Origin of the sequence: Sphingomonas profundi, from assembly GCF_009739515.1 — a bacterium.
GTDB lineage: Bacteria > Pseudomonadota > Alphaproteobacteria > Sphingomonadales > Sphingomonadaceae > Alterirhizorhabdus > Alterirhizorhabdus profundi.
Window position 1 is genome coordinate 4,034,257 of record NZ_CP046535.1, and the last position, 25,693, is coordinate 4,059,949.

General features: G+C 70.9%; 28 protein-coding genes. 11 read left to right on the forward strand and 17 right to left on the reverse strand.

The genetic code is table 11. From position 1 onward, the window contains the following. The first annotated feature begins 13 nt into the window (after positions 1–13). Positions 14–1,045 (forward strand): polysaccharide deacetylase family protein, encoded by a 1,032-nt coding sequence (locus GNT64_RS19100; RefSeq protein ID WP_231639099.1) that lies wholly within the window; start codon positions 14–16, stop codon positions 1,043–1,045. A 4-nt stretch (positions 1,046–1,049) separates the two neighbouring features. Here the strand turns inward: GNT64_RS19100 and GNT64_RS19105 are convergent, their stop codons facing one another. Then, a complete protein-coding gene (locus tag GNT64_RS19105) occupies positions 1,050–2,534 on the reverse strand; it encodes a lipopolysaccharide biosynthesis protein (RefSeq protein WP_156680959.1) in 1,485 nt (494 codons plus the stop codon). Between the two features lie 274 nt (positions 2,535–2,808). Between GNT64_RS19105 and GNT64_RS19110 the strand changes: the two genes are divergently transcribed. The 9 genes from GNT64_RS19110 to GNT64_RS19150 all read left to right on the forward strand — a co-directional run bounded on the left by GNT64_RS19110 (position 2,809) and on the right by GNT64_RS19150 (position 11,113). Then, a complete protein-coding gene (locus GNT64_RS19110; RefSeq protein WP_197277113.1) occupies positions 2,809–3,906 on the forward strand; it encodes a GNAT family N-acetyltransferase in 1,098 nt (365 codons plus the stop codon). Next, the gene (locus GNT64_RS19115; RefSeq protein WP_156680961.1) at positions 3,903–4,757 is read left to right on the forward strand and encodes a cupin-like domain-containing protein; all 855 of its coding nucleotides are present in this window, start codon (positions 3,903–3,905) and stop codon (positions 4,755–4,757) included. The genes GNT64_RS19110 and GNT64_RS19115 overlap by 4 nt, the downstream gene beginning before the upstream one ends. Then, a complete protein-coding gene (locus tag GNT64_RS19120; protein WP_156680962.1) occupies positions 4,721–5,773 on the forward strand; it encodes a GNAT family N-acetyltransferase in 1,053 nt (350 codons plus the stop codon). Before GNT64_RS19115 ends, GNT64_RS19120 begins: the two co-directional genes overlap by 37 nt. Next, complete coding sequence (locus GNT64_RS19125; RefSeq protein WP_156680963.1) at positions 5,770–6,450, forward strand: alpha/beta hydrolase family protein; 681 nt, start codon at positions 5,770–5,772, stop codon at positions 6,448–6,450. The genes GNT64_RS19120 and GNT64_RS19125 overlap by 4 nt, the downstream gene beginning before the upstream one ends. Continuing rightward, positions 6,438–7,271: a hydrolase 1, exosortase A system-associated gene (locus tag GNT64_RS19130; protein WP_156680964.1), complete on the forward strand. Its 834-nt coding sequence runs from the start codon at positions 6,438–6,440 to the stop codon at positions 7,269–7,271. The genes GNT64_RS19125 and GNT64_RS19130 overlap by 13 nt, the downstream gene beginning before the upstream one ends. A 70-nt stretch (positions 7,272–7,341) precedes the next feature. After that, positions 7,342–8,040: a TetR/AcrR family transcriptional regulator gene (locus tag GNT64_RS19135; protein WP_156680965.1), complete on the forward strand. Its 699-nt coding sequence runs from the start codon at positions 7,342–7,344 to the stop codon at positions 8,038–8,040. A 74-nt stretch (positions 8,041–8,114) separates the two neighbouring features. Next, entirely contained in the window at positions 8,115–9,227 is a 1,113-nt protein-coding gene (locus GNT64_RS19140) for a nuclear transport factor 2 family protein (RefSeq protein WP_156680966.1), read from the forward strand. 123 nt (positions 9,228–9,350) lie between these two features. Continuing rightward, the gene (locus tag GNT64_RS19145) at positions 9,351–10,694 is read left to right on the forward strand and encodes an aromatic ring-hydroxylating oxygenase subunit alpha (protein ID WP_156680967.1); all 1,344 of its coding nucleotides are present in this window, start codon (positions 9,351–9,353) and stop codon (positions 10,692–10,694) included. Next, positions 10,694–11,113, forward strand: a complete 420-nt coding sequence (locus tag GNT64_RS19150) for a nuclear transport factor 2 family protein (protein ID WP_156680968.1) — start codon at positions 10,694–10,696, stop codon at positions 11,111–11,113. The genes GNT64_RS19145 and GNT64_RS19150 overlap by 1 nt, the downstream gene beginning before the upstream one ends. A gap of 99 nt (positions 11,114–11,212) precedes the next feature. Here GNT64_RS19150 and GNT64_RS19155 read toward each other — a convergent pair whose 3' ends face one another. The 13 genes from GNT64_RS19155 to GNT64_RS19215 all read right to left on the reverse strand — a co-directional run bounded on the left by GNT64_RS19155 (position 11,213) and on the right by GNT64_RS19215 (position 19,545). Then, entirely contained in the window at positions 11,213–11,428 is a 216-nt protein-coding gene (locus GNT64_RS19155) for a dodecin (RefSeq protein ID WP_156680969.1), read from the reverse strand. 57 nt (positions 11,429–11,485) lie between these two features. Then, positions 11,486–11,920: a hypothetical protein gene (locus tag GNT64_RS19160; RefSeq protein WP_156680970.1), complete on the reverse strand. Its 435-nt coding sequence runs from the start codon at positions 11,918–11,920 to the stop codon at positions 11,486–11,488. Positions 11,921–11,963: 43 nt separating this feature from the next. Further along, positions 11,964–12,365, reverse strand: a complete 402-nt coding sequence (locus tag GNT64_RS19165) for a hypothetical protein (RefSeq protein ID WP_231639100.1) — start codon at positions 12,363–12,365, stop codon at positions 11,964–11,966. Positions 12,366–12,424: 59 nt separating this feature from the next. Further along, positions 12,425–12,970, reverse strand: coding sequence for a demethoxyubiquinone hydroxylase family protein (locus tag GNT64_RS19170; protein WP_156680972.1), 546 nt, complete (start codon positions 12,968–12,970; stop codon positions 12,425–12,427). Beyond that, on the reverse strand, positions 12,949–13,422 hold the full coding sequence (locus GNT64_RS19175) for a disulfide bond formation protein B (protein ID WP_156680973.1): 474 nt from the start codon (positions 13,420–13,422) through the stop codon (positions 12,949–12,951). Before GNT64_RS19175 ends, GNT64_RS19170 begins: the two co-directional genes overlap by 22 nt. Before the next feature lie 47 nt (positions 13,423–13,469). Further along, positions 13,470–14,792, reverse strand: coding sequence for a S41 family peptidase (locus GNT64_RS19180; protein ID WP_156680974.1), 1,323 nt, complete (start codon positions 14,790–14,792; stop codon positions 13,470–13,472). A 111-nt stretch (positions 14,793–14,903) separates the two neighbouring features. Further along, a complete protein-coding gene (locus GNT64_RS19185; RefSeq protein WP_156680975.1) occupies positions 14,904–16,169 on the reverse strand; it encodes a murein hydrolase activator EnvC family protein in 1,266 nt (421 codons plus the stop codon). Then, positions 16,169–16,591: a 23S rRNA (pseudouridine(1915)-N(3))-methyltransferase RlmH gene (locus GNT64_RS19190; protein ID WP_156680976.1), complete on the reverse strand. Its 423-nt coding sequence runs from the start codon at positions 16,589–16,591 to the stop codon at positions 16,169–16,171. The genes GNT64_RS19185 and GNT64_RS19190 overlap by 1 nt, the downstream gene beginning before the upstream one ends. A gap of 7 nt (positions 16,592–16,598) precedes the next feature. Continuing rightward, positions 16,599–17,063: a ribosome silencing factor gene (rsfS, locus tag GNT64_RS19195; RefSeq protein ID WP_156680977.1), complete on the reverse strand. Its 465-nt coding sequence runs from the start codon at positions 17,061–17,063 to the stop codon at positions 16,599–16,601. Between the two features lie 8 nt (positions 17,064–17,071). Then, positions 17,072–17,701 carry a nicotinate-nucleotide adenylyltransferase gene (locus GNT64_RS19200; protein ID WP_156680978.1) on the reverse strand — a complete coding sequence of 210 codons (630 nt, stop codon included), beginning with the start codon at positions 17,699–17,701 and terminating at the stop codon, positions 17,072–17,074. Beyond that, complete coding sequence (locus GNT64_RS19205) at positions 17,698–17,982, reverse strand: type II toxin-antitoxin system RelE/ParE family toxin (RefSeq protein ID WP_156680979.1); 285 nt, start codon at positions 17,980–17,982, stop codon at positions 17,698–17,700. The genes GNT64_RS19200 and GNT64_RS19205 overlap by 4 nt, the downstream gene beginning before the upstream one ends. Next, positions 17,979–18,233: a CopG family ribbon-helix-helix protein gene (locus GNT64_RS19210; protein WP_156680980.1), complete on the reverse strand. Its 255-nt coding sequence runs from the start codon at positions 18,231–18,233 to the stop codon at positions 17,979–17,981. Before GNT64_RS19210 ends, GNT64_RS19205 begins: the two co-directional genes overlap by 4 nt. A 31-nt stretch (positions 18,234–18,264) precedes the next feature. Next, entirely contained in the window at positions 18,265–19,545 is a 1,281-nt protein-coding gene (locus GNT64_RS19215) for a glutamate-5-semialdehyde dehydrogenase (protein WP_156680981.1), read from the reverse strand. A gap of 200 nt (positions 19,546–19,745) precedes the next feature. Here GNT64_RS19215 and GNT64_RS19220 point away from each other — a divergent pair, with 200 nt between their 5' ends. Continuing rightward, positions 19,746–21,521 (forward strand): tetratricopeptide repeat protein, encoded by a 1,776-nt coding sequence (locus GNT64_RS19220; protein WP_156680982.1) that lies wholly within the window; start codon positions 19,746–19,748, stop codon positions 21,519–21,521. A gap of 109 nt (positions 21,522–21,630) precedes the next feature. Here the strand turns inward: GNT64_RS19220 and ftsH are convergent, their stop codons facing one another. From ftsH to GNT64_RS19235, 3 genes are all read right to left on the reverse strand, one after another. After that, entirely contained in the window at positions 21,631–23,577 is a 1,947-nt protein-coding gene (gene ftsH, locus GNT64_RS19225; protein ID WP_156680983.1) for an ATP-dependent zinc metalloprotease FtsH, read from the reverse strand. A gap of 101 nt (positions 23,578–23,678) precedes the next feature. Next, a complete protein-coding gene (tilS, locus tag GNT64_RS19230; RefSeq protein ID WP_156680984.1) occupies positions 23,679–24,785 on the reverse strand; it encodes a tRNA lysidine(34) synthetase TilS in 1,107 nt (368 codons plus the stop codon). After that, positions 24,766–25,668 (reverse strand): YbgF trimerization domain-containing protein, encoded by a 903-nt coding sequence (locus GNT64_RS19235; protein WP_156680985.1) that lies wholly within the window; start codon positions 25,666–25,668, stop codon positions 24,766–24,768. The genes tilS and GNT64_RS19235 overlap by 20 nt, the downstream gene beginning before the upstream one ends. Positions 25,669–25,693 lie beyond the last annotated feature (25 nt).

Below are 25,693 nucleotides of genomic sequence, written 5' to 3' on the forward strand. Positions count from 1 at the left end.
ATAGCGCAAGGGCGTGTACCAGGGAGACGGGATCATCGCGACGCAGGCCCAGCACGCGACCGCCGGCCGGCTCGATCTGCCGCCGGATGCTGCGGCACAGGCCACCCTGGCGCCCGATTTCGGCCGCCGCTTCGCAATCTTCGGCGATGCCGAGGAGGAGTTCGACTGGCATCTGCCGCTCGACCGCCATTCCACCGAGACGCGGGCGATCGCCAGCCTGCCGGCGGCCACGCGCCGGTTCAACGCGGCGGGCGTGGTGCCGACCTACCTGGTCGATTATCCGGTCGTCACCAACGTGGCGAGCGCGGCCGCCGTGCGCGGCATGGTGGAGGCGGGCGAGTGCGACGTCGGCACCCAGCTCCACCCGTGGGTCAATCCTCCGTTCGAGGAGGCGGTGACGCGGACGAACAGCTTCACCGGCAACCTGCCGGTGCCGCTGCAGCGGGCGAAGCTGCACGCGCTGACCGACGCGATCGAGGCGGGCACCGGCGTGCGCCCGATCGTCTACCGCGCCGGCCGCTACGGCATCGGCGCGGAGACGGCGCGGCTGCTGGCCGAGGCGGGCTATCGGCTGGACGTCTCGGTGCGCGCCCTGTTCGACTATAGCGACGAGGCCGGCCCCGATTTCTCGCGCCATCCGGTATGGCCGTGGTGGGTGCGCGACGATCTGCTGGAGGTGCCGCTGACCGCCGCCTTCGCCGGGCCGCTGCACCGCTGGCCGGATCTCCACCGGCGCGCCTGGCTGCGCGGCCCGCTCTCCCGCGCGCGGCTGCTGAGCCGCGTGGCGCTGACGCCGGAAGGAATGCCGCTGGCGGAGGTGGTGGCGGCCATCCGCCGCCTGCTGGACGACGGGACGCGGCTGTTCAGCCTCTCCTTCCACACGCCGTCCGTGGAGGTGGGACACACGCCCTATGTGCGCGACGCCGCCGACCTGAAGGCGTTCTGGCACTGGTGGGACACGGTGTTCGACCTTTTCGCGCGCGAGGGCGTGCGGCCGGCCCGCCTGAGCGAGATCATCGCCGCCGCCGGGCCGCCGGCGCGCTGACCCGTCAGGCGGCGCTACGCCGGCGGATCAGCCACCAGATATCGGTCAGGGTGGAGCGGGCGATCAGCAGCACCATCGCGCCATAGGCGACGATGCCGACGCCGACGAGCACAGCCAGCCGCAGCAGCGGCGGATCGAGCGGCAACGCGCGATCCAGCGCATAGACGACCGCCGCCATGACGAGGCTGGCGACCAGCCCCGGCGCGATCGCGCGCGCCAGGGTGGCGGCGCCGATGCCGATGATCGGCATCGCGATCGCCGCCGTGACGATCATCACCAGCGGAAAGGCGGCGAGCCAGGCCCACGCCATGCCGATCGGCCCCCAGTGCACCGCGACGAGGAAGGCGAGCGGCATCACGATCGCGCCGGCACCCGCTGCATAGACCTGCACGCGCGGCCGGCCGAGTGCGGTGGCGGCGGGCGCGAACAGGATCTGGAGGGTGACGAACGGCATCGCCAGCGCCAGCACCCGCACGATCGGCACCGCCTCGATCCACTTGTCGCCCAGCGCGGCGTGGACGAGCGGCCCGGCGGTGACGGCGAGGCCGGCGTAGAAAGGCAGCGCCACGAGCATGATGATCCGCGTCGCCGCCTCGAACGAGCGGACGATCGCCGCCGGATCGCTCTGGATGCGGGCATAGGCGGTAAACGCCACCTCGTTCAGCGGCGGGATGAACTTGCTGGACAGGATCTGCGCCAGGAACAGCGAGGTGGTGTAGAGGCCGAGCAGGTGCGGATCGAGCACGCGGCCGCCGATGAACACGTCCGCCTGGGTCTGCGCGAACCAGAGCAGCTGGCTCAGCGTCATCGCGCCGCCGAAGCGCACGGTGGCGCCGGCGCCCTTGAAGCGGAAGCTGGGCAGCACCAGCAGCCGCGCCGCCACCGTCATGCCGATCGCCCGCGTCCAGAACAGCACCAGCGGCGCCACCACCAGCGTCCACACGCCGAAGCCGGACAGAGCGAGGGTGAGCGCGGTGACGGCGCCGGCCAGCGCCGAGATGAAGTTGACCTTGGCCTGCTTGCGGAAGTCCATCGCCCGGCTGAGCAGCGCCGTGGGCAGCGCGGTGAACGGCGTGGAGAGATAGAGCAGCGACTGCACGCGCAGCATGTTGGCGACGATCGGCTGGTTGAAATAATCGGCGGCAATCGGCGCGAGCAGGATCTGGAGCAGGGCGATGCCGCCGTTGAACAGCAGCATCAGGCCGAATACCTGCGCGATCTGGCGATCGTCGATCGTCTCCGCCTGGATCAGCGCGCTGGCGAAGCCGTAGCCGTTCAGCAGGCTGAACATCACCAGGATGCTCTGCGACATCGCGAACACGCCGTAATCGGAGGGCGCGAGCAGGCGGATGACGAAGAAGGTCGCCGACCACATCACCAGCTGCGCGACGATCTGGCTGCCGGAGCGCCACAGCACGGCGCTGCGCACGCGGGCGCCGAAGCTCGCCTGCTCGGCCGTCCTGCCCTCGCTCGTCGCCGCCGTCGTCATCCCATCCGTTCCACAAGATACCCGTCGCCGTCTCTAGCCGGCCAGTCGTGCATGAAGCATGAAGCGGGATGGCGCCATGCGCCAAAGGTCGTGTGCCACGCGGTTGCCGCTTGTTAACCCTCCACCCCTACGCTCTACCTCCGGAACGGATGACGGGGCTTTAGAGCATGCAGGCAGGCGGCGCTGCGGCAGGGTTGGCGGAACGGCGCGCGCGCCGCCCCCTCGCCATGCCCGCGCCGCCCCCGCCGCGGCGGGGCCGGCGCCGCTCCGCACCGTGACCGGCGCGATCGCCGATGCCGGGGACCGGATCGGCACCGCATGGGACGATCTGGCGGCCCAGGCCGCCGAGCCGAACGCCTTTGCCGAGCGGTGGTTCGTCATGGCCGGCGTACGTCACCTGCCGCTACCCGCCCCGCTGCGGCTGGTGGAGGTGTGGGAGGGGGATGCGCTGATCGGCCTGCTGCCGCTGACGGTGGAGCCGCGCTACGGCCGGATGCCGGTGCGGCATGTCGCGAACTGGCTGCACCATCATAATTTTTTGGGCACGCCGCTGGTGCGGCGCGGGCGCGAGCGGGATTTCTGGGCGGCGGTGCTGGCGGAGCTGGACGCGGCCGCCTGGGCGCCGGGCCTGCTCCACCTGAACGGGCTGGTCGAGGACGGTCCGGTGCATCGCGGGCTGGCCGCGGCGACCGGCGCGATCGGCCGGCGGTGCGACGTCGTCCACCGACTGGTGCGCGCGCAGCTTGATGCGGGGCTGGCGCCCGAGGCCTATTATGAGGCGAACGTCCGCAAGAAGAAGCGCAAGGAACTGAAGCGGCTGGCCGCCCGGCTGGCCGAGCAGGGCCATGTCGAGACGCGGCGGCTGTGCGATGCGGCAGAACTGATGCCGTGGTGCGAGGATTTCCTGGCGCTTGAGCGATCGGGCTGGAAGGGGCGGGCGGGCTCCGCGCTGGGCAGCCGGGCGGATACCGCCGCCTTCTTCTGCGACATGCTGGCCGGCGCCCACGCCGCCGGGCGGCTGGACATGCTGCGGATCGATCTGGACGGGCGCGCGATCGCGATGCTCGTCAACTTTCTGACGCCGCCGGGCGCCTTCTCGTTCAAGATCGCCTTCGACGAGGATCATGCCCGCTTCTCGCCCGGCGTGCTGGTGCAGATCGAGAACCTGCAATTGCTGGTGCGCGGCGACATCGCCTGGATGGACAGCTGCGCGGCCGAGAATCATCCGATGATCGACAGCCTGTGGGGCGGGCGCCGGCCGATCGTGCGCGTATCCGTGCCGCTGGGCGGCTGGCGGCGGCGCGCGACCTTCGCGATCGTGCGGGCGGCGGAGGATGGCTGGGCGCGGCTGCGGCGGCGGGGCGGGCGATGAGCGGCGGCTTCGACGCATCCGCGCTGGCGGCGTTCGGTGCGCTCTATCCGGAGGTGCCGGGGGTGCTGCGCCACGGGCTGGCGGGCCACCCGGCGTTCGAGCTCGACGCCTTGGTGCGGCTGGCGCAGCGGATGCGGCCCGAGGATGTGGAGCAGAATGTCGGCGCGCTGCCGATCGGCATCGATCCGGCGGAGGTGCGCCACAACGGCCTGTCGATCGTCGACACGATCCGGTCGATCGAGGAGTGCGGCGCGTGGATGGTGCTGAAGTTCGTCGAGCAGGACGCCGAGTATCGCGCGCTGATGGACGCGGCGCTGGACGCGCTGATGCCGGTCGTGCGCCCCGCGACCGGCGCGATGCTGAAGCGCGAGGCGTTCATCTTCATCTCCTCGCCCGGCGCGGTGACGCCGTTCCACTTCGATCCGGAGCATAACATCCTGCTGCAGATGCGTGGGCACAAGGTGATGACCCTGTTCCCCGCCGACGACGAGAGCGTGGCGAGCGGGCCGGTGCACGAGGCGTTCCACATGGGCGGCCACCGCAATCTGCCCTATGCGGCGGAACATGCGGCGAAGGGACGGCCGTTCGCGCTGGCGCCGGGCGAGGCGGTGTACGTGCCGGTGAAGGCGCCGCACTGGGTGAAGAACGGCGCGGCGCCTTCCATCTCCTTCTCGATCACCTGGCGATCCGCGTGGAGCTACCGGGAGGCGGACGCGCGCGGGCTGAACGCGCTGCTGCGCAGGGCCGGCCTGACGCCCGCCGCGCCGAAACGCTACCCGGCGCGCAACGGCGTGAAGTCGATCGCCTATCGCGCATGGGGCCGGGCGCGGCGGATGGCGCGGCGGGGATGATCGAGGTGCGGCTGTTCGACGATCTCGACGCGGTCGGGGCCGATGCGGCGCGGGCGCTGGACCGTGCCGGGCAGCCCTCGCTCTACGATCGGCTCGACTGGTTTCGGCTGAACGCGGCGCACGGCGTGGGCGGCGGGCGGCCGCTGGTGGCGCGGGCGCGGCAAAGCGAGGCGGCGGCGTGGCTGTTCCTGGCCGGGCACGGGCGCAAGCGCGGCGGCATCCTGGGTGGCTGGTACACCCTCTCCTTCGCGCCGGTGTTCGCAGGGGCGGCGGACGAGGCGTGTCGCGCGCGGCTGCTGGCGGCGATCGCGGGTGCGCTGCGGGCGCGGTTCGGCCGCATCCTGCTGTCGCCGCTCTCCGAGACGGCGCGGGCGGAACTGGCGCGCGGCTTCGCGGCCGCCGGCTGGGCGGTGGCGGCCGAGGTTGCGAGCGCCAATTGGGTGGCGCATGTCGGCGGGCAGGATTTCGCGACGTACTGGCGGCGGCGGCCCTCGCGGTTGCGCAACACGGCGAAGCGCAAGATGCGCGACGCTGGCCTCGCCATCGAGATCCACGATCGCTTCGACGCGGCCGGCTGGGCGGCCTATGAGGCGGTCTATGCCGCCAGCTGGAAGCCGGAGGAGGGATCCCCGGCCTTCGTGCGCGCGCTGGCCGAGGCGGAGGGCGCGGCGGGCACGCTGCGGCTGGCCATCGGCCGGCGCGGGGGGCAGGCGGTGGCGGCGCAGCTCTGGACGGTGGAAGGCGGCGTCGCGACGATCCACAAGCTCGCTTATGCCGAGGCGGAGCGCGCCCGTTCGCCGGGCACGGTGCTGAGCGAGGCGATGTTCCGCCATGTGATCGACCGAGACCGGCCCGACCTGATCGACTTCGGCACCGGCGACGACGGCTACAAGGCCGACTGGATGGACGAGAAGAGGCCGCTCTATCGCCTGACGCTCTACAACCGGCGCAGCCTGGACGGCTGGACCGGGATCGTGCGGGCGCGGGCGGCGGCGTGGAGGCGGCGCGGCCGATGACGATGGACTATGTGCGCTACGACTGGGCCGGCGGGCGCGAGTGGATGCTCCGCACGGGACCGCGCGAGGGACCGCAGGCGATGATCGTGCCGCCTTTGTTCGAGGAGATGAACTTTCTGCGCGCGCTGACCGTGGCGCTCGCCCGCGATCTGGCGGGGCTGGGCGTCGGCTGCTGGATCGTCGACCTGCCCGGCACCGGCGAGAGCGCGCGGCCGCTGGCGGAAACGAGCCTCTCCGACTGGCGGGCGGGCGCGACGGCGGCGGCGGCGGCGATCGCCGAGGCGGCGGGCCTGCCGCACGTGGCGGCGCTGCGCGGCGGCGCGCTGATCGACGATGCGGCGCAGGCGCTGTCCTGCTGGCGATTCGCCCCGGCGGACGGAGCGGGGCTGTTGCGCCAGATGGAGCGGGCGCAGGCGATCGGGGAGCGCGAGGCGGGGCGGCCGGCGGCGGCGGCCGACGCGCCGACGATCGACCTGATCGGCTACCGCATCGGCCGGCCGCTCTACGATGCGGTGCGCGCCGCCGCCCCGGCGACGCCGCCGTGGCCGCTGCGCGAGGTGCCGTTCGCCGGGCCGGGCGCCGCGCCCTGGCGACGGGCCGAGCCGGCGCCTGACGCGGCGCTGAGCCGCGCGCTGGCCGAGGATCTGGCCGTGTGGATCGCCGCATGCGGCGGCTGACGACCTTCGCCTGCCAGGGCGCGACCCTCGCCGCCTCGATCGATCCGGCGGCGGGCGCCACCGGGCTGCTGATCGTGACCGGCGGCACGCAGGTGCGGATCGGCGCCCATCGCGGCATGATGCAGCTGGCGGCCACGGTCGCCGCCGCCGGCTGCCCCGCCTTCCGCTTCGATCGGCGCGGGGTGGGCGACAGCGAGGGCGACGATCCCGGCTTCGCCGGCAGCGGGCCCGACATCGCCGCCGCCGTGGCCGCCTTCCGCCGCGAATGTCCGCACGTGGAGCGCATCGTGGGCTTCGGCCTGTGCGACGGCGCGACGGCGCTGGCGATGCACCACGCGGCCGCCGGCCTGGACGGGCTGATCCTGGCGAACCCGTGGACGGTGGAGCCGCAGGCCGGCCTGCCGCCCGCCGCCGCGATCCGCCGCCGCTATGCCGAGCGGCTGCTGGACCCCAAGGCGTGGTGGCGGCTGGCGAGCGGCGCGATCGACTATCGCGCGGCGCTGCGCGGGCTGGCCAGCATCGTCCGCCGCCGCGCGCCCGCGCCGCTGGCGCATGCGATGGGCGGCGCGCTCGCCGCCGGCGCCGTACCCGTGGAGATCGTGCTGGCGAGCGGCGATGCGACCGCGATCGCCTTCGACGCGGAGTGGCAGGGGCCGGGCTTCGCCGCCGCGCGCCGGGGCGGGCGGATCGGCATCGTGCGGCTGGACACGCGATCGCACAGCTTTGCCGCCGGCGACGATCCGGACCGGCTGGCGGCGATCTGCGTGACCGCGCTCGCCGGCCTGGAGGCGGCGCACGCCGCCGCCGCGCCGCCGCGCTGACGGATCGCCCGCGCGGTTTCGCCGGGCGGCGGCGGCTTGCGTGCTTCTGCGATCGGGCTATGGCCGACGGATGCGTGCACCTTCCCCGCGATCGATCGACGAGGAGCCCGTCCGGCGAGCCAGCCTGAGCGCCAAGGGCGAGATCCGCCGCTCCCGGATCATGGACGCGGCCGAGGCGATCTTCGCCGAGCGCGGCTATTACGGCTGTTCGCTGCGGGATGTGGCGGCGCGCGCCGAATCCAATCTGGGGCTGCTCAACTATTATTTTCGATCCAAGGAGGATCTGTTCCACGAGATCGTCGATCGGCGGCGGGACTTCCTGTACGCGCTGGTGCGCGACAGTCTGGACGCGTCGCCGCCATCGGATGACCCGTTGACGGCCGTGAGTGGTCTCGTCCGCGCGTTCGTGAAGCCGTTCCTGGATATCTGCGTGGGCGAGGACGACGGCCCGCGCAACTATGTGCGGCTCACCTCGAACGTCATGTCCTCCTACCGCGATCCCGAGTTGCAGGGCTGGCTGACGCGGCTGCAGCCCATCTCCGACCTGCTGATCGATCGGCTGCGCCAGGCGCTGCCCGGGCTGGACGAGCGGAGCCTGATGGCCGGGCTCTACATGCTGGAGGCGGCGCTGATCTTCATGGTGCAGGATCCCGGCTTCGTCGACGATCTGACGTCCGGCGCGCACACCGCCGGGCGCATCGACGGGATGACGGCCTATGTCGCACCCTTCTTCGCCGCGGGCTTCCAGGCGCTGCCGCGTCGACGCTAATTAAAACATCAGTTATAGAAACGGCCGGCAAGCGGTAGCGAGTCGCCGGCGGGCCGAGACCCGGAGGAGAGCGCATGGCCCGATCAGCGAGCGACGACGCGGCGGGCCGGCTGGCCGACATCGACGCGATCGCAACCAACCTCGCCGTGCACAGCCGCGGCGTCGATCGCAACGACCATGACCTGCTGCTCTCCGCCTATCACCCCGATGCCGAGGTGGCTTATGGCAGCTATAACGGCCCGGCCGCCGGCATGGTCCGCTTCCTGACCGACGCGATGAAGGGGCAGCCGGCCACCCTGCACCGCACCGCCAACATGTGGATCGTGCCGCAGGGCGACCGCGCCCGCAGCGAGAGCTACGTGATCGCCTATCTCCGCACGGCCGAGGATGGCGGCGACAGCGCCGGCACCCAGCGGCTGATCGGCGGCCGCTATCTGGACGCGCACGAGAAGCGCGACGGGCGCTGGGCGATCGCGCACCGCCAATATGTTATGGACTGGAACGCCAACTGGCCGGGCAGCGAGGCGCTGGGGCCGGCCGCCGTCGCGCTCTCCGGCTTTCTCTCGCGCGGCGGGCAGGAGGGTAGCGACCCCGGGCGCGGCCTGCTCGCCTACTGGCGCGCCGGTTTCGGGCTGCAGCACAAGGCAGGACAGGACATGACGACAGGCACCGCACCCGATATCGCCAGGCTGGACGCGCGGGCGGCGCTCTACGACCTGCTGATGGCCTATTGCCGCGGCGTGGACCGCGCCGACGCGGCGACGCTGGCGAGCGTGTTCCACGACGACGCGACGATGAACGCGGGCATGTTCAACGGGCCGACGCGCGACTTCGTGCCGATGATCGGGGATGTCGTGCGAGGCTTCAAGAGCTCGTTCCACAGCGTCGCCAACCACTGGTTCGAGATCGACGGCGACGATGCGGTGGGCGAGAGCTACGTGATCGCCCATGTGCTCGCCACGATCGACGGCGAAGACCGCGAGATGCTGACCGGCGGCCGCTACCTCGATCGCTTCCAGAAGCGGGACGGCGCGTGGAAGATCGCGGCGCGCGTGTTCGTGGCGGACTGGAACACCAACCAGCCCTCCACCAGCCGGATGGACGGCATGTATGCCGATCTGGACACGCGCGGCGGCCTGTACCCGAACGATCCCGTCTATCCGTTCTGGACGCGGGGCGAGGGCTGAGCCGATGAGCCGACGCGCCGTGCCGCCTCTGTCTGCCGATGGCGCGCCGCCCCGCCCGGCCGCCTGTCACTCGCGTCGCGCCGCCGCGTGCGCCCGCCGTTCAACCATGGAGAGGATGGTCCGATGACCGAGACGATGCTCCACGACCGCGCGAAGACCTATCCCAGCGTGCCGGAAGCGCGCCTGCTGCCGTTGCGCGGCGACCCGATGACGGGCGACCGCTATTACTCGCGCGAGTTCATGGCACGCGAGTGGGACGGCATGTGGACCAAGGTATGGCACGTCGGCGGCCGCATGGCCGAGCTGGAGGAGGCCGGCGACTTCATCGTCCACAATTTCCGCAAGGAATCGGTGCTGATGGTGCGCCAGCGCGACGGATCGGTGCGCGCCTTCTATAATAGCTGCCAGCATCGCGGAAACCGTCTGGTGTGGACCGGGGCGGGCGGCGTCGATCGCGGCTTCTCCTGCGCCTATCACGGCTGGCTGTGGGGCCTGGACGGCAGCCTGAAGGCGGTGCAGGACGAGGACGATTTCCCGCAGGGCAACCCGTGCGGCAAGCTGACCCTGAAGGAGGTGAAGTGCGCCACCTGGGGCGGCTTCATCTGGTACACGATGGATCCCGACGCGCCGGCGCTGGAGGACTATCTCTACCCGATGACGGTGCTGCTCGCCGGCCGCCGCATGGAGACGCTGACCCGAGTGGTGCGCAAGACGATCACGGTGAACACGAACTGGAAGTTCTCGCCCGACAATTTCAATGAAAGCTACCATCTGCCGACGGTGCACCCGCAGATGGCATCGATGATCGACGAGGATTATCGCAACACCGTGTTCGAGATGTCGGCCAACGGCCACAACCGGATGATCGAGCAGGGCCAGCCCTCGATGCGCTCGCTCCACCCGAACGAGGTGGAGCCGGCGTGGGAGATGCAGCTGCTGGACTGGGGGCTGGAACCGGGCGACTATGCCGGCCGCGCGCGCGATGCCCGGCGCGACCTGCAGCGGCAGAAGCGCACGCTGGGGCCGGAGCGGGGCTATCGCTATTTCGACAGCCTGATGGACGACGAGCTGACCGACTATTTCCACCACACGCTGTTCCCCAACGTGACGATCACCGGCACGCCGGACGGTGTGCACTTCTTCCGCACCGAGCCGCACGAGACCGATCCGGAGTGGTGCACCTTCGACTATTGGTATCTGGCGCCCGGAGTGGAGGGACGCGACGACGTGCCGACCGTCTACGGCATCCGCCCGCTGGCCGAGGCGGAGCTGGAGGAGGCGGTGTTCGGCGAGCAGAATGGCGGGCACATGCTCGGCGACTTCGTCGATCAGGATCTCAGCGTCGCGGTGGCGCAGCAGAAGGGCTTCCACTCGCGCGGCTACGCCGATTCCTATCTGAGCGGACAGGAGAGCCGGGTGCGCCGGTTCCACGAGGTGCTGAACGACTATATCGAGGGGCGGCGCTGATGGCCTTCACCGGGCCGGCGGAGGACCGGCTGGCGATCCGCGAGCTCGTCGCCGCCTATGGCGATGCGGTGTGCCGCAACGACGCGGCCGACTGGGGCGCGCTGTGGGCCGAGGATGCGGTGTGGAGCCTGCCGGAGATCCCCGGCATGGAGCGGATCGAGGGGCGCGACGTGATCGTCTCCACGTGGGTGGAGGCGATGAAGGACTTTCCGTTCCAGGTGAATATCCAGACGCCGGGTGACATCCGCGTGGATGGCGAGGCGGCGACCGGACACACCTACACGTCCGAGCTCGTCCACGACAAGGAGGGCAAGCGCCAGCGGTGGACGGGCCTCTACACCGACGCCTATGTGAAGCGCGGCGGGCAGTGGCTGTTCGCCAGCCGCAGCTTCAGGATCCTCGATATCGGCGTCGCGTGACGCCGGCGCCGATCGCGGCGCCGGCGGTTCGTCGCAACGCTGATGATCGCGCTGGATCCGGCGCCTGCGCCAGAGCGGCGGCCGGCGAGGGCGCCGCCCTCAGCCGGCTTCATCCAGCGTGAAGCCGACCTTCAGCGTGACCTGGAAGTGGGCGACGGCGCCGCCCTCGACATGGCCGCGCGTCTCCACCACTTCGAACCAGCCGATGTGGTGGATCGTCTGGCTCGCGCGTGCGATGGCGTTGCGGATGGCCGCGTCGATGCTCTCGGGCGAGCTGCCGACGATCTCGACGACCTTGTAGATGTTGCTGGACATGGCATCGCTCCCTCGTTTCGGGAAGCCAATGAGCAGGTCGCGCGAAGGTTCCGCGATTTAGGGGATCGCGGCGCCCGCGGCGGCGGCCTGCCGCCGCTCCTCGCGCGCCTGGCTGAGGAACTGCGTGTAGCAGCCGGTCTGCCCGCCGGAGCCGACCGGCGAGCAGCTGTTCGGCGTACCGGCGCGCCCGACATATTCAAGCGTCGCGGCGCGGTTGGTCCACGATTCGCCGGCGGCGCCGGGCTCGGCCCGGCGGAAGCGCTTGGGCACGCGGTAACGCTCGCTCTCCGGCTGGCGCGCGCAGACCACGATCTCGTCACCCTTGCTCTGCGGACAGGGATCGTCGCCATAGACGATCAGGGTGGACATCTTCTCCGGCGGATCGACCGGGATCGGGATCGCCTCGCCTTTCGGCCGCGCCAATGCGGGCGCTGAAAGGCACACCGCCACCGTGGCGGCGAGGAGGACGAAGCGGGGCGTCCGGGCTCTCATGATTGGCGGATCGGCCGTGGCGGCTGAGCGTCGGCTGAACGGATCAGGGCAGCTTCAGCGGGATCGAGGGATCCTGCCCCTTGTCGTGGCTCTCCTGCCGCGCCTGGCGGACGAGCTGCTTGAAGCAGCCGCTCTGCCCGCCGGCGCCGACCGGGGTGCAGGTGTTGACCCCGCCCGCGCCGACATATTCGAGGCTCTGCGCGCGATCGCCCCAGCGTTCGGACAATGCGAGCCCGTCCGCGCCGCGCAGATCCTTGGGGATACGATATCGCTCATTCTCCGGCAGGCGCCGGCAGACGACGATCTCCTCCCCGTTGCTGGTAGGGCAGGGTTCGTCGCCGAAGATGGTCAGCACCTTCTCGCTGCGCTGGGCCATGGCGGGCGCGGCCGGCAGGCCAGCGACCATGGCGGCCAGCAGGCCGGCGAACAGGAGTGAACGTTGCATCATGCCGCCTTTCATGTCGTTCGCGCAATCAACGCGCGATCGCCTGCGAATATCCGCCATCACACCCGGCTGGAAAGCGCGATCGCCGCGCGGCAGCCGAGCCGGATCGCGCCCGCCAGCAGCGGATAGGCGATCGCCTCCTCCGCGCCGGCGGCCAGCGCCAGATCGCGATGCTCCACCTCCTCGGCCTGGAACTCGGTGATGGCCGCCGACAGGGCCGGATCGCTGGTGCCGAGTTCGGCCAGCTGATCGGCATAGTGGCGGTCGATCTCCGTCTCCACGGCGGCGGTGCAGGCCATCGCCGCCTTCGGCCCCATCAGCGCGGTGGCGGCGCCCAGCGCGAAGCCGGCGACGTTCCACAGCGGCTGGAGCAGGGTGGGGCGCACCCGCCGCTCGACGAGCATCGCATCGAGGAAGGTGCGGTGGCGCTCCTCCTGCGCGGCCATGCCGGCGATGGCGCGGGCGGCGGGCGTGTGATCGCCCATCACCGCCAACTGGCCGGCATAGATGCGGGTGGCGCCATATTCGCCGGCCTGATCGACGCGCAGCATCGCATCGCGCGCGGCCTGCGAGGGCGGGATCGTCAGCGGCGGGGATTCAGGCATAGCGCCAGTATCGCCGCTCCGCCGGCCAGTGAAAAGAGCGCATTCCACCCGGCGAGCGAAATGCCGAGCAGCGTCCACTGCGCGACGTCGCAGCGGATCAGCGGCTTGGCCATGATGTCCGCCAGGATGTCGCCGCTGCCCTTGCCCGGCATCAGGCTGCACTGGGTGAGCCCCTCCCACCAGCCATATTCCACGCCGGCGTGGAACGCGCCGATCGCACCCGAGGCGAGGATGCAGACAGCGGCGAGCAGCACGAGCGGCCGGCTCACTCGGCCGGGCGCCGTGGCGAAGGCGGCGAGGGCGAGGACGATCGCGGCATAATGCGGCCACCGCTGCCAGTGGCACATCTCGCACGGATAGAGCCCGCCGAGATATTGCGAGCCGAGCGCCCCCGCCATCAGCGCGGCGGGCAGCAGCAGAGCGAGCAGACGGGCCTTGGCGAGGTTGGTCATGGATGATGCGTATCGGCGTCTCCCCCCGGGTCGGGGAGAGAAGCCTGCTACTTGCTCGCCACCTTGGCGGGCGGCGTGGGGCTGAGGCGGCGGATCGTCTTGAGGGCGTAGTCGAGCTGGAAATCCTCGACGCCCTGCTTCTTCAGCGCATCGGCGGTGGCGGCGAAGCGGGGATCGGGCTTGGTGTCGTCCTCCAGCACGCTGTCGTCCACCTTGGCCTCGTTGATCAGGTGGCGGCGAAGATCGGCTTCGCGCAGGCGCGGGCGATCCTTATAGTCGGCGTCGCTGATCTGCGGCACGAGGATGTCGGGCATGATCCCGCCCTCCTGCACCGACCGGCCGGACGGCGTGTAGTAGCGCGCGGTGGTGAGGCGCAGCGCGGTATCGTCGGTCAGCGGCAGCAGCGTCTGCACCGATCCCTTGCCGAAGCTCTTCTCGCCCATCACGATCGCGCGCTTCTGATCCTGCAGCGCGCCCGCCACGATCTCGGCGGCGGAGGCGGAGCCGGCATCGACGAGCACGACCATCGGCAGGCCGTGGCTGAGATCGCCGGGGCGGGCATAATAACGCTCGATATCCTTCTTCTCACGGCCGCGCTGGGAGACGATCTCGCCGCGATCGAGGAAGGCGTCGCCCACCTCGATCGCCTGATCGAGCAGGCCGCCGGGGTTGGACCGCAGATCGACGACATAGCCGAGCGGCTGGCCGCCGACCGCCTTGTCGATGCCGGCCAGGGCGGCGCGCACCGCCTCGCCGGTATTCTTGTTGAACGTGTTGATGTTGATGATGCCGACGCGGTCCTTGACCTCCCACTTCACCGGCTTCAGCTGGATGATCTCGCGCTTCAGGGTCACGTCAAACGGCTTGTCGCGGCCGGGGCGGACGATGGTGAGGCGCACGGAGGAGCCCGCCGGGCCGCGCATCTTGTCCACCGCCTCGTCCAGCGTGCCGCCGTAGATCAGCGCGCCGTCGAGATGGGTGATAAAGTCCCCGGCCTTCAGGCCGGCGCGGAAGGCGGGCGTGTCCTCGGTCGGCGTGATGATCTTCACCGCGCCATCCTCCAGGCTGACGGTGAGGCCCAGGCCGCCATAGGCGCCGTCGGTCTGCGTCTTGAGGTTCGTGAAGTCGCGCGCGTCGAGATAGCTGCTGTGCGGATCGAGGCTAGCGAGCATGCCGTCGATCGCGCCCTTGATGAGCGTCTTGTCGTCCACCTTGTCGACATATTCGGAGCGGACCCGCTCGAACACGGACATGAACTGGTCGAGATCGCGATAGGTCTGCACGTCGCCGGCCGCCATCGAGGTGCTGACGGCGGGAACGAGGGCGACGGCGCCGACGAGGAGGGCGGAACGCAACAGGAAACGAGCCATGGAGGGCGGTTCTTTCGACAGAGTCTAAGCCGAGGGTATCACAAGCGCCGGCGATGACAAAAGGCGACGATGACAGCCGCATGGATGCAGGCGGATGGATGACGGGCGATGTCAGCCCGCCGCGACGAGCGGGGTGATGTCTACCGGCCGGCCGCCGCGGCGCAGCTCCACCGTCACCTGCGGGCGGGCGCCGGCGGCGCGCCCGATCGGACCGGCGAGATCGACCAGATCGCCGACCTTGACGCTCAGCTGCGCGAGGTTGGTGACGAGGCTGGTCCAGCCGCCGCCATGATCGATGATGACGATGCCGCCATAGTTGCGGAACGGGCCGGCATAGGCGATGCGGCCGCCGGCCGGCGCCACCACCTGCGCGCCCGGCCGCGCCGCAAGGGTGAGGCCGCGCGCGCGGACGCCCGCCTCCGATACCTCGCCCAGGCCTGTCACCACCTTGCCGACCACGGGCAGGCGGTAGCGCAGCCGGTTTGGCGCCGCGCCCAGCGCATCGGCCGCGGGTGCGGCGGCGAGGCCGGGAATAGGCGGGCGCGGCAGCGGCCCCGGCAGGCTCGCCAGCCGCCGCGCCACCTCCGCCTGCTCGCCGATGCGGCCCATCAGGTCGACGATGTCGCGCGCCTGCTCGCCGAGCGCGGTCGCGCGATCCTCCTCCAGCATGGCGCTGTCCGTATAGGTCTGGGCGCGGCCGCGCCGGTCGGCTTCCAGCCGGGCGAGGGCGGTCCGCTCGGCCCGCAGCCGGGCCTGGCCGGCGCGCAGCGTGGCGGCGGCGCGATCGGCCTGCGCCTGCAGGCGGATGCCCTCGTCGACATCCTGCCGCAGCGCCGCCGTGCGCGCCCGCACCAGCGGCATCTGCCCGGCGAGGATCGCGCGCAGGTGGACGAGATCGGCGATCGAGCCGCGCTGCACGAGCGCCAGCGCCGGCGGCCGCCGCGCCATCGTCTGCAACCCGGCGGCGAGGCCGACGATCGGCCCCTGCTTCGCGGCCAGGCGGGCGCGCTGCCGCTCCCGCAGGCGGGCGACGATGCGGATGCGCGCCTCTGCCGCGGTGATGTCCGCCTCCGCCGCCAGGATGCGGCTGGCGACGGCGGCGGCGCGGGCGCGGGCGCGGGCGGCCTCGTCGGCGGCGCGGGCCGCCTGCACCTCCAGCGCGGCGGAGCGCCGCTGCGCCTGCACCGCCTCCCGCTTGGCGCGGGCGAGGGCGTCCGCCTCCGCGCCGAGCGTCTGCGCGGCCAGCGGCGCGGCGAGCAGCGCCAGCAGCGCCACCCCGGCGCGGGCGGCCAGCCGATCGCGAACGATGCGGGCGAGGCGGCCGCGTTCGATCGTCGCGGCGGCGGAGGCAAGGCGGACGGGCGCTGAGACCGGCATCACCCCTCGCGATGATAGGGGTGGCCGGCGAGGATGCTGGTGGCGCGCCACAATTGCTCGGCCAGCATGGCGCGGGCCAGCATGTGCGGCCAGGTAGCGGCGCCGAACGCGAACAACAGGGCGGCGGCGCCGCGCTCGGCCGGCTCCAGCCCGTCCGCCGCGCCGATCAGGAAGCGGGCCTCGCGCCGGCCATCGTCGCGCCAGCGGCCCAGCCGCTCGGCGAAGGCGACTGAGCCGAGCTGCTCGCCCTTCTCGTCCATCGCCACCAGCACCGTGGCCGGCTCCAGCGCCGGCATCCGGCCGCCGCGATCGGGCAGTTCGGTGACGCGCGTCGGCCAGCCGATCCGCTTCAGGTAGCGATCGACGAGCTCGCCTTCGGGGCTGCGGCCGATCCTGCCGCGCGCCACGATGTGGAGCAGCACGCCGCGATCAATCGTCGTCGTCGAGATCGTCGGCCGCGCCGTCGTCCGGCGTGCGGGGATCGGGCGCATCCTCGGCGAGCGTGGGTGACGGGGCGGTGGCCGGCGCCTCGCCGAAGGCCCACATCCGCTCCAGATTGTAGAAGCTGCGCACTTCCGGCCGGAACAGGTGGACGATGATGTCGCCGGCATCCACCAGCACCCAATCCGCCGTCGGCAGGCCTTCGGTGCGGACCGGCTGGCCTGTCTCGGCCTTGATCCGATCCGCCAGCTTGTGCGCCATCGACGCGACCTGCCGGGTGGAGCGGCCGCTGGCGATCACCATATAGTCGGCGATGCTGCTCTTGCCGGCGAGCGGGATGCTGATCGTATCGACGGCCTGATCGTCGTCGAGCGAGCCGAGCACGATCCGCAGCAGCGTATCGTTGGCGGGGGCATCGGCGAGGCCGTGAACGGCGGCGGTGGAAGCGGGCAAAGAACCTCCTAGAGGATGAGACGGCGCGTGACGGCGTCACGCGGGGCGGGCGTGCCGAGGGAGAGATGCCAGCGGGGATGACTCGCCCGCAGGCGGGTGGCGGAAGTGGGATCGGGGCGGAAGCGCAGCAGCACGAGCGCCGGCGGTCTCCATGACGTCCACTCACGCGATCGACCCGGCGGATGGACGAACCGCCCGAGCCAGCCCATCGCCAGACCGGCGCGAGCCCGATCATCATAGCCCGGCCGGGCGATCACGGCAATCGGAACCGTCCGGGCGATCCTGCGCCACTGCCGCCAGAGGGGAAACTGGGCCAGATTGTCCGCACCCATCAGCCAGATGAAGCGCCTGTCCGGATAGAGCCGGACGAGCCGGACCAGCGTGTCCACGGTGAAGCGGGTGCCGAGTCGCCGCTCGATTGCGGTGGGCCGGATCGGCGCCCGCCGCGCCATCGCCCGCGCCGAGGCGAGCCGCGCGGCGAGCGGCGCCATGCCCTCCGCCGGCTTCAGCGGATTGCCCGGCGAGACCAGCCACCAGACCTCGTCCAGCCCCAGCGCATCGATGGCGGCCAGGCTGATGCGGCGATGGCCGCCATGCGCCGGGTTGAACGATCCGCCGAGCAGACCGACCCGCTTCATGGCGCTGGAGACCAGTTGCGGCTGGCATGCTGCACGCGAAGGATCTCTATACGATCGTCCCGGTGCCGATAGAGCAGCAGGTAGGATGTGCCGCGCACGCTCCATTTGCGCGTATCGGCGTCGATGGTGCGGCCGACACGCGGTGCATCCCTCAGGATTTCGGCCGCGTCCTCGATGCTTGCGAGCAAGCCGTCCGCCACGGCCTGGTCGATCGCCCACCAATAGGCGTCGATCTCGGCGAGGTCATCGCGCGCCGGGCGTGTCCATTCGATCGCCCTCACCGCTCAGCGCATCGGCTCCGACGCGCGCGGATCTCGCGGAATACCTCCTCATGCGGAATGAGTTCACCGCGATCGGCCGCGTCGATTCCCTCCTGCACGAAGGCCAGATAGGCGGTTTCCTGCTCTGCCGCGCGCTCGATCGCCTGCGCGGCGAACCACGCGCGCGATCTGCCTTGCGACTTGGCAATGCGATCGACCAGAGCGAGCGTCTCCGCATCGACCCGGGCAGTGATGATGGCTGACTTTGTCATCGCACGAACGTATACATTGTATACGTCGCGTTCAAGGCCGTGTCTGGCCGGTGCCGCGCACCAGCCATTTGTAGGTGGTGAGCCCCTCCAGCGCCACCGGCCCGCGCGCGTGCAGGCGGCCCGTGGAGATGCCGATCTCCGCGCCGAGGCCGAACTCGCCGCCATCAGCGAACTGGGTGGAGGCGTTCCACATGACGATCGCCGAATCTACCCCGGCGAGGAACCGCTCGGCGGTGGCGGCATCCTCGGTGACGATCGCGTCGGTGTGGTGCGAGGCGTGGGCGGCGATGTGCGCCATCGCGCCGGCGGCACCGTCCACGAAGGCCACGGCGCAGATCGCGTCGAGATATTCGGTGTCCCAATCTTCGGCGCTGGCCGGCAGCACGCGCGGATCGAGCGCGCGGGCGGCGGCATCGCCGCGCAGCTCGCAACCGGCATCGATCAGGGCAGCCAGGATCGGCGCCGGCTCCGGATAGGCCCGGTCGAGCAGCAGCGTCTCGGTCGCGCCGCAGACGCCGGTGCGGCGCATCTTGGCGTTCACCGCCAGCGCCGTCGCCTTCGCCGGATCGGCGGCGGCATCGATGTAGAGGTGGTTGATGCCGTCGAGATGGGCGAGCACCGGCACCCGCGCCTCCGCCTGCACGCGGGCCACCAGCGACTTGCCGCCGCGCGGGATCATGATGTCGATCAGCCCCTCGGCGCGCAGCATGGCGCCCACCGCCGCGCGATCGGTGACGCGCACCAGCTGGATCGCATCCGCCGGCAGGCCGGCATCGGCGAGCCCCGCCAGCATCGCCGCGTGGATCGCGCGCGAGGTGTGAATCGCCTCCGACCCGCCGCGCAGGATCACCGCATTGCCCGACATGAGCGCCAGCGCGCCGGCATCGGCGGTGACGTTGGGCCGGCTCTCGTAGATGATGCCGATCACGCCCAGCGGCACGCGCACGCGGGCGAGCTTCAGACCATTCGGCCGCACCGCCTCGTCGATCGTGCGGCCGACGGGATCGGGCAGCGCGGCGACATCCTCCAGCGCGGCGGCGATGCCGGCGAGGCGCTGCGGATCGAGGCGCAGGCGATCGAGCATTGCCGGCGAGAGGCCGTTCGCCTCGCCCGCGGCGACGTCACCGTCATTGGCGGCGAGGATCACGGGCGCGGCGGCGCGGACGCGGGCGGCGGCGGCGCGGAGCGCCCGCGCCTTGTCGGCCGTGGGCGCGGCGGCGAGGATGCGGGCGGCGGCGCGGGCGCGGGCGCCCATGTCCGCGATCAGCGCGGTCGCGTCCAGCGGGCGGTCGAGGATGGTCGTGTCGGTCATGGCGCAAGCGTGCGTAGCAGAAGATACGGCGCGCGTCATGGCGGTGGCGGCATGTCCGCCAAGGCGGTCAGGCCGGGCGATGGATCGGGCGGTTCGGGGCTGCCCCTTTGCCGAATTGCGGGATGACGCTAGACGCAGGCCGATAAGGCCGACAGGCGCAGCAGGATGGATTGCGGATGAGCCCTCTATCGCAGGTGACGTTGACGCAGAACGAAGTCTCGTCGCCGGCTTCGCTGATCGCCACCGCCGTGCGGCTGCGGGATCGCGGTAATATCGGCGGGGCGCTCACGCTGTTCCGCCAGGTCGATCTCGGCGTGTTCGCGACCGTCAGGGCGGACCTCGCGCGGACGTACATCATCGCCGGGGAGGAGCAGCTCGCGCGCGCCGTGCTGGTGGAAGGCGCGGGCGACGCCGCGCACCAGCCGAACGCGCTGGAATATTGCATCCTGTGCCGTGATGTCGGCCTGTACGACGAGGAACAGCGCATCCTGGAGGCTCTGATAGCCGCCGAGCCCGACAATCTGGAGGCGCTCTACCGCCTCGCCTATCTTCTCGCACGGAAGCGGTACGATGTGGAGGCGATCGCCATTCTGGATCGGCTGACCGCCATCGGCTATCATGGCGGGGACGGGGCGTTCGCCCTGGCGATCCTGTACCTTGCCCGCGAGCAGTGGCAGGCGGCCGCGGCGCATTTTGCCGTGGCCTACGGGCAGCAGGCGGGCAGCGCGGCGGACCCGGGGGTGCGGGATGCCTATGCGCAGTCCCACGCCAACCCCAACCGCTTCGCGGCGTTCGAGATGGTCTATGCGGCGTTCCGGGACGATTATTTCCCGCTGCTCGTCGGCGTGAAGTTCACCGCGGCGGAGGCCAGATCCTACGACATCAGCATCACGCGCGCATGGAACAGCCTGCGATCGCGCGAGGCGGCGGCGGCGCTGATCGCGCGGGATCGCGCGGCGAACGGACGATCGGCGACGAACTGCTGCCTCTCCGCCCACGAGGCGTGGCTGGGCGGGGATCGTCTGCTCGCCGATCGGGAGTATCAGGCGGCAAAGGCGCTCTACCACCTGCACGGCGTCATCCCGTTTCATTCGAATTGCGGATCGATGGTCTGGCTTCCGGAGAACGACCTGTTCGCCGCGATCCTGACGGGCAGCGCGCGTTCAGAGGAGGGTGGTGCGGAGTTCTTCTGGCCGGCGCGCCCGACCGGCAAGAACCCGATCACCTTCCTGGTCGCCTGCGATGCCGGCTATTTCTCCTTCTTCCCGTCCTTCCTCGAATCCATCATCCATCTGCAGAACGAGTTCGAGGGCGCGCGGCAGCTGCACGTCCACTGCCATGTCGTCGACGCGACGGACGAGCAGGTCGCGCTGCTCCGGCAGTTGCAGGAGGCTTCGCGCAGGGTGTCCGTCTCGTTCAGCCTGGCGAAGGCCGCGCACCGGGAGCGGGCTTACTATACGTGCCTGCGGTACATCGTCGCCCATTCCGTGATCGAGCATATGCAATGCCCGACGTTCATCATGGATATCGACCTGAGGGTGACGGCCAACTTCCCCGCCGTGGTGCGCGATCTGGCCGACTACGATATCGGGCTGCGCATGGATGGCTTTCCCGGGCAGGGCACCCGGCAGATCCGCGGCGAGCCGTGGACGATCAATGCGCAGAGCATGTATATTTCGGGCAAGGCGCCCGGCATCGAGTTTCTGAGGATCATCCAGGAATATATCGCCGCCGCCTACGATCCGGCCAACCTGTCCAACTGGACGGTGGACCAGTGCGCGATCGCCCAGGCATTCTCATGGCTCAACAGCTACGTGCCCAATTTGCGGACGAAGAACCTCACCTTTGCGCCGGCGCTGTTCGACACGTCGCAATCCTATCCCACGAAGGACGCGTTCCTGCGTGCGAACCCGATCACCTACGAGGGCATATTGGCGCTTGCCGCGGGCGCTGAGGATGGCCGCGCCGCATCGTAGCGCGGCCGGTCGCTGCGGCCCGGCCGGCCACGATCAAAACGGCCGCGCGCATCGAGGGATGCGCGCGGCCGCCGGAACTCGAAAATCGCGAGATCAGGCGCGCTGAGTATCAGGCGCCTTGGGGAGCCGCATCGCCCCAGCCGCCACCCGGGCGGCGGCTCTTGGGAATGGACGATCCGGCGGTGCCGAGGCCCGAGGGACGGCGCGACGCGCTGTCGTCTCGGCCGATGCTCTCGCCCTTTATGACGCGCTTGGACTCATCGCCCGACAGCGTCTCATATTCCAGCAGCGCGCCAGCCAGGCGGTGGAGCTCGTCGAGATTGTCGGTCAGCACCTGGCGGGCGCGGGTCTCGCCCTCCTCGACGAGGCGACGGACCTCGCTGTCGATCAGGCGGGCGGTCTCCTCCGACATGTTCTGCGCGCGGCTGACGGAGTGGCCGAGGAACACCTCGTCCTGATTGTCGCGGTAGCGCAGCCAGCCGAGCTTCTCCGACATGCCATATTCCATCACCATCGAACGGGCCATGTCGGTGGCCTGCTGGATGTCGTTGGAAGCGCCGGTGTTCAGTTCGTCCGCGCCGTAGATCAGCTGTTCGGCGATGCGGCCGCCGAAGCAGAGCGCGAGGCGCGCCTTCATCTGCTTCATCGTCATCGAGTAGCGATCGCGATCCGGCAGGTTCCAGGTGACGCCCAGCGCCCGCCCGCGCGGGATGATCGTGACCTTGTGCAGCGGATCGCAGCCCGGCACGTGCAGCGAGACGAGGGCGTGACCGGCCTCGTGATAGGCGGTCGCCTTCTTCTCGTCCTCGGTCATCACCATCGAGCGCCGCTCGGCGCCCATCATCACCTTGTCCTTGGCCTCCTCGAACTCGCTCATCGCGACGAGGCGCTTGCCCTTGCGCGCGGCGAGCAGCGCCGCCTCGTTGACGAGGTTGGCGAGATCCGCGCCGGAGAAGCCCGGCGTGCCGCGCGCGATGGTGCGCGCGTTCACGTCCGGCGCCAGCGGCGTCTTCTTCATGTGGACCTGGAGGATCTTCTCACGCCCCTCGATGTCCGGGCGCGGCACGACGACCTGACGATCGAAGCGGCCGGGCCGCAGCAGCGCCGGATCGAGCACGTCGGGGCGGTTGGTGGCGGCGACGATGATGATGCCCTCATTGGCGTCGAAGCCGTCCATCTCGACGAGAAGCTGGTTCAGCGTCTGCTCGCGCTCGTCATTGCCGTTGCCGAGGCCCGCGCCGCGATGGCGACCGACGGCGTCGATCTCGTCGATGAAGACGATGCAGGGCGCGGATTTCTTCGCCTGCTCGAACATGTCGCGCACGCGGCTGGCGCCCACACCGACGAACATCTCGACGAAGTCCGAGCCGGAGATGGTGAAGAAGGGCACGCCCGCCTCGCCGGCGATCGCGCGGGCGAGCAGCGTCTTGCCGGTGCCGGGCGAGCCGACCAGCAGCGCGCCCTTGGGAATCTTGCCGCCGAGACGGGCGAACTTCGTCGGATCCTTGAGGAACTCGACGATCTCCTCCAGCTCCTCGCGCGCCTCATCGATGCCGGCGACGTCGTTGAACGTCACGCGACCCTGCTTCTCGGTGAGCATCTTCGCCCGGCTCTTGCCGAAGCCCATCGCGCCGGAGCCGGCGTTCTTCTGCATCTGCCGCATCACGAAGAAGGCGATGCCCAGGATCAGCAGGAACGGCAGCGACTGGTAGAGCATGATCATCCAGAAGCTCGCCTGCTCCTCGGGCTTCGCGCGGAACTCGACGCCCTTGTCCTTCAAGCGATCGACGAGATTCGCGTCGGTCGGCGCATAGGTGCGGAACGACTGGTCGTTGGTGAGCTTGCCGGAGATCACGTTGCCGGCGATCTCGGCATTCTTCACCGTGCCCTCGTCCACGCGGGCGAGGAACTCGGAATACGCGATGCTGCTGCCCTCGGCGGTACGCGAGGAACTGTCGAACATCGACACGAACAGGACGAGGGCCAGCAGGATGCCGACCCAGATGAGCAGGCTCTTCATCCAGGGGTTGGCCTGCGGTTCCTTATCGTCGTTCATGGAAGCTCCGATCCTTCGAGCCAACAAGATAAGCGATCACGGGTTAATGGCAATGCAACGGGGCCGGGGGCGATCATGTTTTCCGGGCGGACCGGCCGGAATCAGCCCGGTACCCCGCCGCGCCGGGGCGGCGCCATCGCAAAGCGCCAGCGCGCGCCCGGCCGCGCGAGGACGTGGCCGAGGGTGGCGGGCGCGCCGCCGGCCAGCCGATCGATCAGGCGGGTGAGGTCCGGCCCCGTGGGCGGCATGGCGCACGCGCCCGCCTGCGCTTCGCCTTCCACCAGCGCCAGCACGCGCGCCACCACCCGCCGCAGCATCTCGGCCGGCAGGTGCGCCGGATCGACCAGCCATTCCGCGCCGTCGGCCGCTCCTCGCGCAAGCGTCGCGTGGTTGGCGAAGGCGAGGTCCGCCGCCCAGGCGAGGGCAGCCTCGGCATCGGCCAGATGGCTGGCGGCGGCGGCGAGTCTGGCCGGATCGAGCCAGTCCGTCGTGGCCAGCAGCCGGCGCGCGCGGGTGCGATCGAAGCGGTCGCTGGCGTTGGAGGGATCGTCCGCCGCGACGAGGCCGGCGGCGGCGACCACCTCGCCTAGCGCCCGCCTGGGAACGCGCAGCAGCGGGCGGACGAGCAGGATCGGCAGCGCACGGCCGTCGTCCGCCGCGAGCGGACGGGCTGCGCGGATCGCGCCGAGCCCGCCGACGCCCGCGCCGCGCGCAAGGCGCATGAGCAGCGTCTCCGCCTGATCGTCGGCATGATGGCCGGTGGCCAGCAAGGCGAGGCCGCGATCGACGCACCAGCCGGCGAGCTGGCGATAGCGATAGGCGCGGGCGGCGGCCTGCAGCCCTTCCGGCGCGTCGCTGTTCCAGACGCCGCTCAGGGTGGCGTGCGGCACGTCCAGGCGGGCGCAGAGCGCGGCCACCATCCGTGCCTCGTCGGCGCCGGCCGGGCGCAGGCCGTGATCCACGGTGGCCGCCTCGATCCGGCCGGGAAAGGCGGCGGCGGCGAGCAGCAGCAGCGCCAGGCTGTCCGGCCCGCCCGACACGGCGAGGCCCAGCCGTTCCGCCGAGGCGAAGGGGTGCAGGGCCGTGAGCGCCGCGTGGAAGCGCGCGACGAGAGCGGGATCGGGGATCAGCGGCTCGTGCGCCGCACGTTTCCCCGGGAGCTCAGGCGCCGCGCGTCTCCCCGGCGGCTCAGGCGCCGCACTTGGCATCGGCGCGCGCCTTGGCGACGCGATCCTTGAGCGGCTGGGCGATCTTCTCGCCATAGACGTCGATCAGCTCCGCATACACCTTGCAGGCGTCGGCCGCCTTGGCGGGCTTGAGGCTCATCAGCGACTGGCCGAGATAATAGAGGCTGTCCGGCGCGCGATCGCCGCGCGGCATCTTCTGGTAGTTGGCATAGAATGCCTCGGCGGCGAGGCCGGGCTTGCCGTCGTCCAGATAGGCGCGGCCGAGCAGGTTCTGCGCGTAGCTGGCGCGGCGATGCTTGGGATATTTGGCGACGACATCCTTCAGCGCGGTCGCCGCCTCGGCGTATTTCTTCTGCTCCCACAGGCGATAGCCGGCCAGATAGGCGTCCTCTCCCGGATCGACCGACGCGCTTTCCGCCGGCGGCGCCGCCGGTTCGGCAGCGGCGCGGCCGGGCGGCGTGGCCGGGGCGACCGGCGTGGCGGCGGACGGGGACTGCCGGCCCGGCGTGATGGCGGTGGGCGGGGCGTTGCCCTCCACCGTGTTCAGCCGCGCATCCGCATCGGCCTTGAAGCGGGCGAACTGCTCCTCCAGCTGGCGGACCTTGTAGCCGTTCTGTTCGATCTGGCCGGTCAGGCGGGCGAGCTCCTGCTCCAGCGAACTCACCCGCGCCGAGAGATCCTCGACCGGCGAGGACGCCGGTACGCCGGTGGGGGTGGGGGTGGCGGCCGGGCGGCCGATATCGGCTTCGAGGAACTGCTGGGTGCCGCCGGGGAACACCTTGCGCTGCACGGCGCGCATCTCCTTTTCCAGCCGGTCGACGCGCTGGCCGACGCCGGCCTCCTGCGCGAACACGGGGGCGGCCGATCCGGCGAGCAGCAGGGCGGCGATCAGGGCGAGGCGCATCCGGGTTCCTTCAGGCGAGACGGGG

What these genes read in the sequence shown, in the direction of transcription:
- GNT64_RS19215 (WP_156680981.1), bottom strand. Translation starts at nt 19,545, where the DNA reads ATGACCGACACGACCATCCTCGACCGCCCGCTGGACGCGACCGCGCTG.
- GNT64_RS19125 (WP_156680963.1), top strand. Translation starts at nt 5,770, where the DNA reads ATGACGATGGACTATGTGCGCTACGACTGGGCCGGCGGGCGCGAGTGG.
- GNT64_RS19105 (WP_156680959.1), bottom strand. Translation starts at nt 2,534, where the DNA reads ATGACGACGGCGGCGACGAGCGAGGGCAGGACGGCCGAGCAGGCGAGC.
- GNT64_RS19180 (WP_156680974.1), bottom strand. Translation starts at nt 14,792, where the DNA reads ATGGCTCGTTTCCTGTTGCGTTCCGCCCTCCTCGTCGGCGCCGTCGCC.
- GNT64_RS19120 (WP_156680962.1), top strand. Translation starts at nt 4,721, where the DNA reads ATGGGGCCGGGCGCGGCGGATGGCGCGGCGGGGATGATCGAGGTGCGG.
- GNT64_RS19210 (WP_156680980.1), bottom strand. Translation starts at nt 18,233, where the DNA reads ATGACAAAGTCAGCCATCATCACTGCCCGGGTCGATGCGGAGACGCTC.
- GNT64_RS19185 (WP_156680975.1), bottom strand. Translation starts at nt 16,169, where the DNA reads ATGCCGGTCTCAGCGCCCGTCCGCCTTGCCTCCGCCGCCGCGACGATC.
- GNT64_RS19130 (WP_156680964.1), top strand. Translation starts at nt 6,438, where the DNA reads ATGCGGCGGCTGACGACCTTCGCCTGCCAGGGCGCGACCCTCGCCGCC.
- GNT64_RS19200 (WP_156680978.1), bottom strand. Translation starts at nt 17,701, where the DNA reads ATGAAGCGGGTCGGTCTGCTCGGCGGATCGTTCAACCCGGCGCATGGC.
- GNT64_RS19145 (WP_156680967.1), top strand. Translation starts at nt 9,351, where the DNA reads ATGACCGAGACGATGCTCCACGACCGCGCGAAGACCTATCCCAGCGTG.
- GNT64_RS19165 (WP_231639100.1), bottom strand. Translation starts at nt 12,365, where the DNA reads ATGCAACGTTCACTCCTGTTCGCCGGCCTGCTGGCCGCCATGGTCGCT.
- GNT64_RS19140 (WP_156680966.1), top strand. Translation starts at nt 8,115, where the DNA reads ATGGCCCGATCAGCGAGCGACGACGCGGCGGGCCGGCTGGCCGACATC.
- GNT64_RS19175 (WP_156680973.1), bottom strand. Translation starts at nt 13,422, where the DNA reads ATGACCAACCTCGCCAAGGCCCGTCTGCTCGCTCTGCTGCTGCCCGCC.
- GNT64_RS19115 (WP_156680961.1), top strand. Translation starts at nt 3,903, where the DNA reads ATGAGCGGCGGCTTCGACGCATCCGCGCTGGCGGCGTTCGGTGCGCTC.
- GNT64_RS19150 (WP_156680968.1), top strand. Translation starts at nt 10,694, where the DNA reads ATGGCCTTCACCGGGCCGGCGGAGGACCGGCTGGCGATCCGCGAGCTC.
- tilS (WP_156680984.1), bottom strand. Translation starts at nt 24,785, where the DNA reads ATGCCAAGTGCGGCGCCTGAGCCGCCGGGGAGACGCGCGGCGCCTGAG.
- GNT64_RS19170 (WP_156680972.1), bottom strand. Translation starts at nt 12,970, where the DNA reads ATGCCTGAATCCCCGCCGCTGACGATCCCGCCCTCGCAGGCCGCGCGC.
- ftsH (WP_156680983.1), bottom strand. Translation starts at nt 23,577, where the DNA reads ATGAACGACGATAAGGAACCGCAGGCCAACCCCTGGATGAAGAGCCTG.
- GNT64_RS19155 (WP_156680969.1), bottom strand. Translation starts at nt 11,428, where the DNA reads ATGTCCAGCAACATCTACAAGGTCGTCGAGATCGTCGGCAGCTCGCCC.
- GNT64_RS19160 (WP_156680970.1), bottom strand. Translation starts at nt 11,920, where the DNA reads ATGAGAGCCCGGACGCCCCGCTTCGTCCTCCTCGCCGCCACGGTGGCG.
- GNT64_RS19235 (WP_156680985.1), bottom strand. Translation starts at nt 25,668, where the DNA reads ATGCGCCTCGCCCTGATCGCCGCCCTGCTGCTCGCCGGATCGGCCGCC.
- GNT64_RS19135 (WP_156680965.1), top strand. Translation starts at nt 7,342, where the DNA reads ATGCGTGCACCTTCCCCGCGATCGATCGACGAGGAGCCCGTCCGGCGA.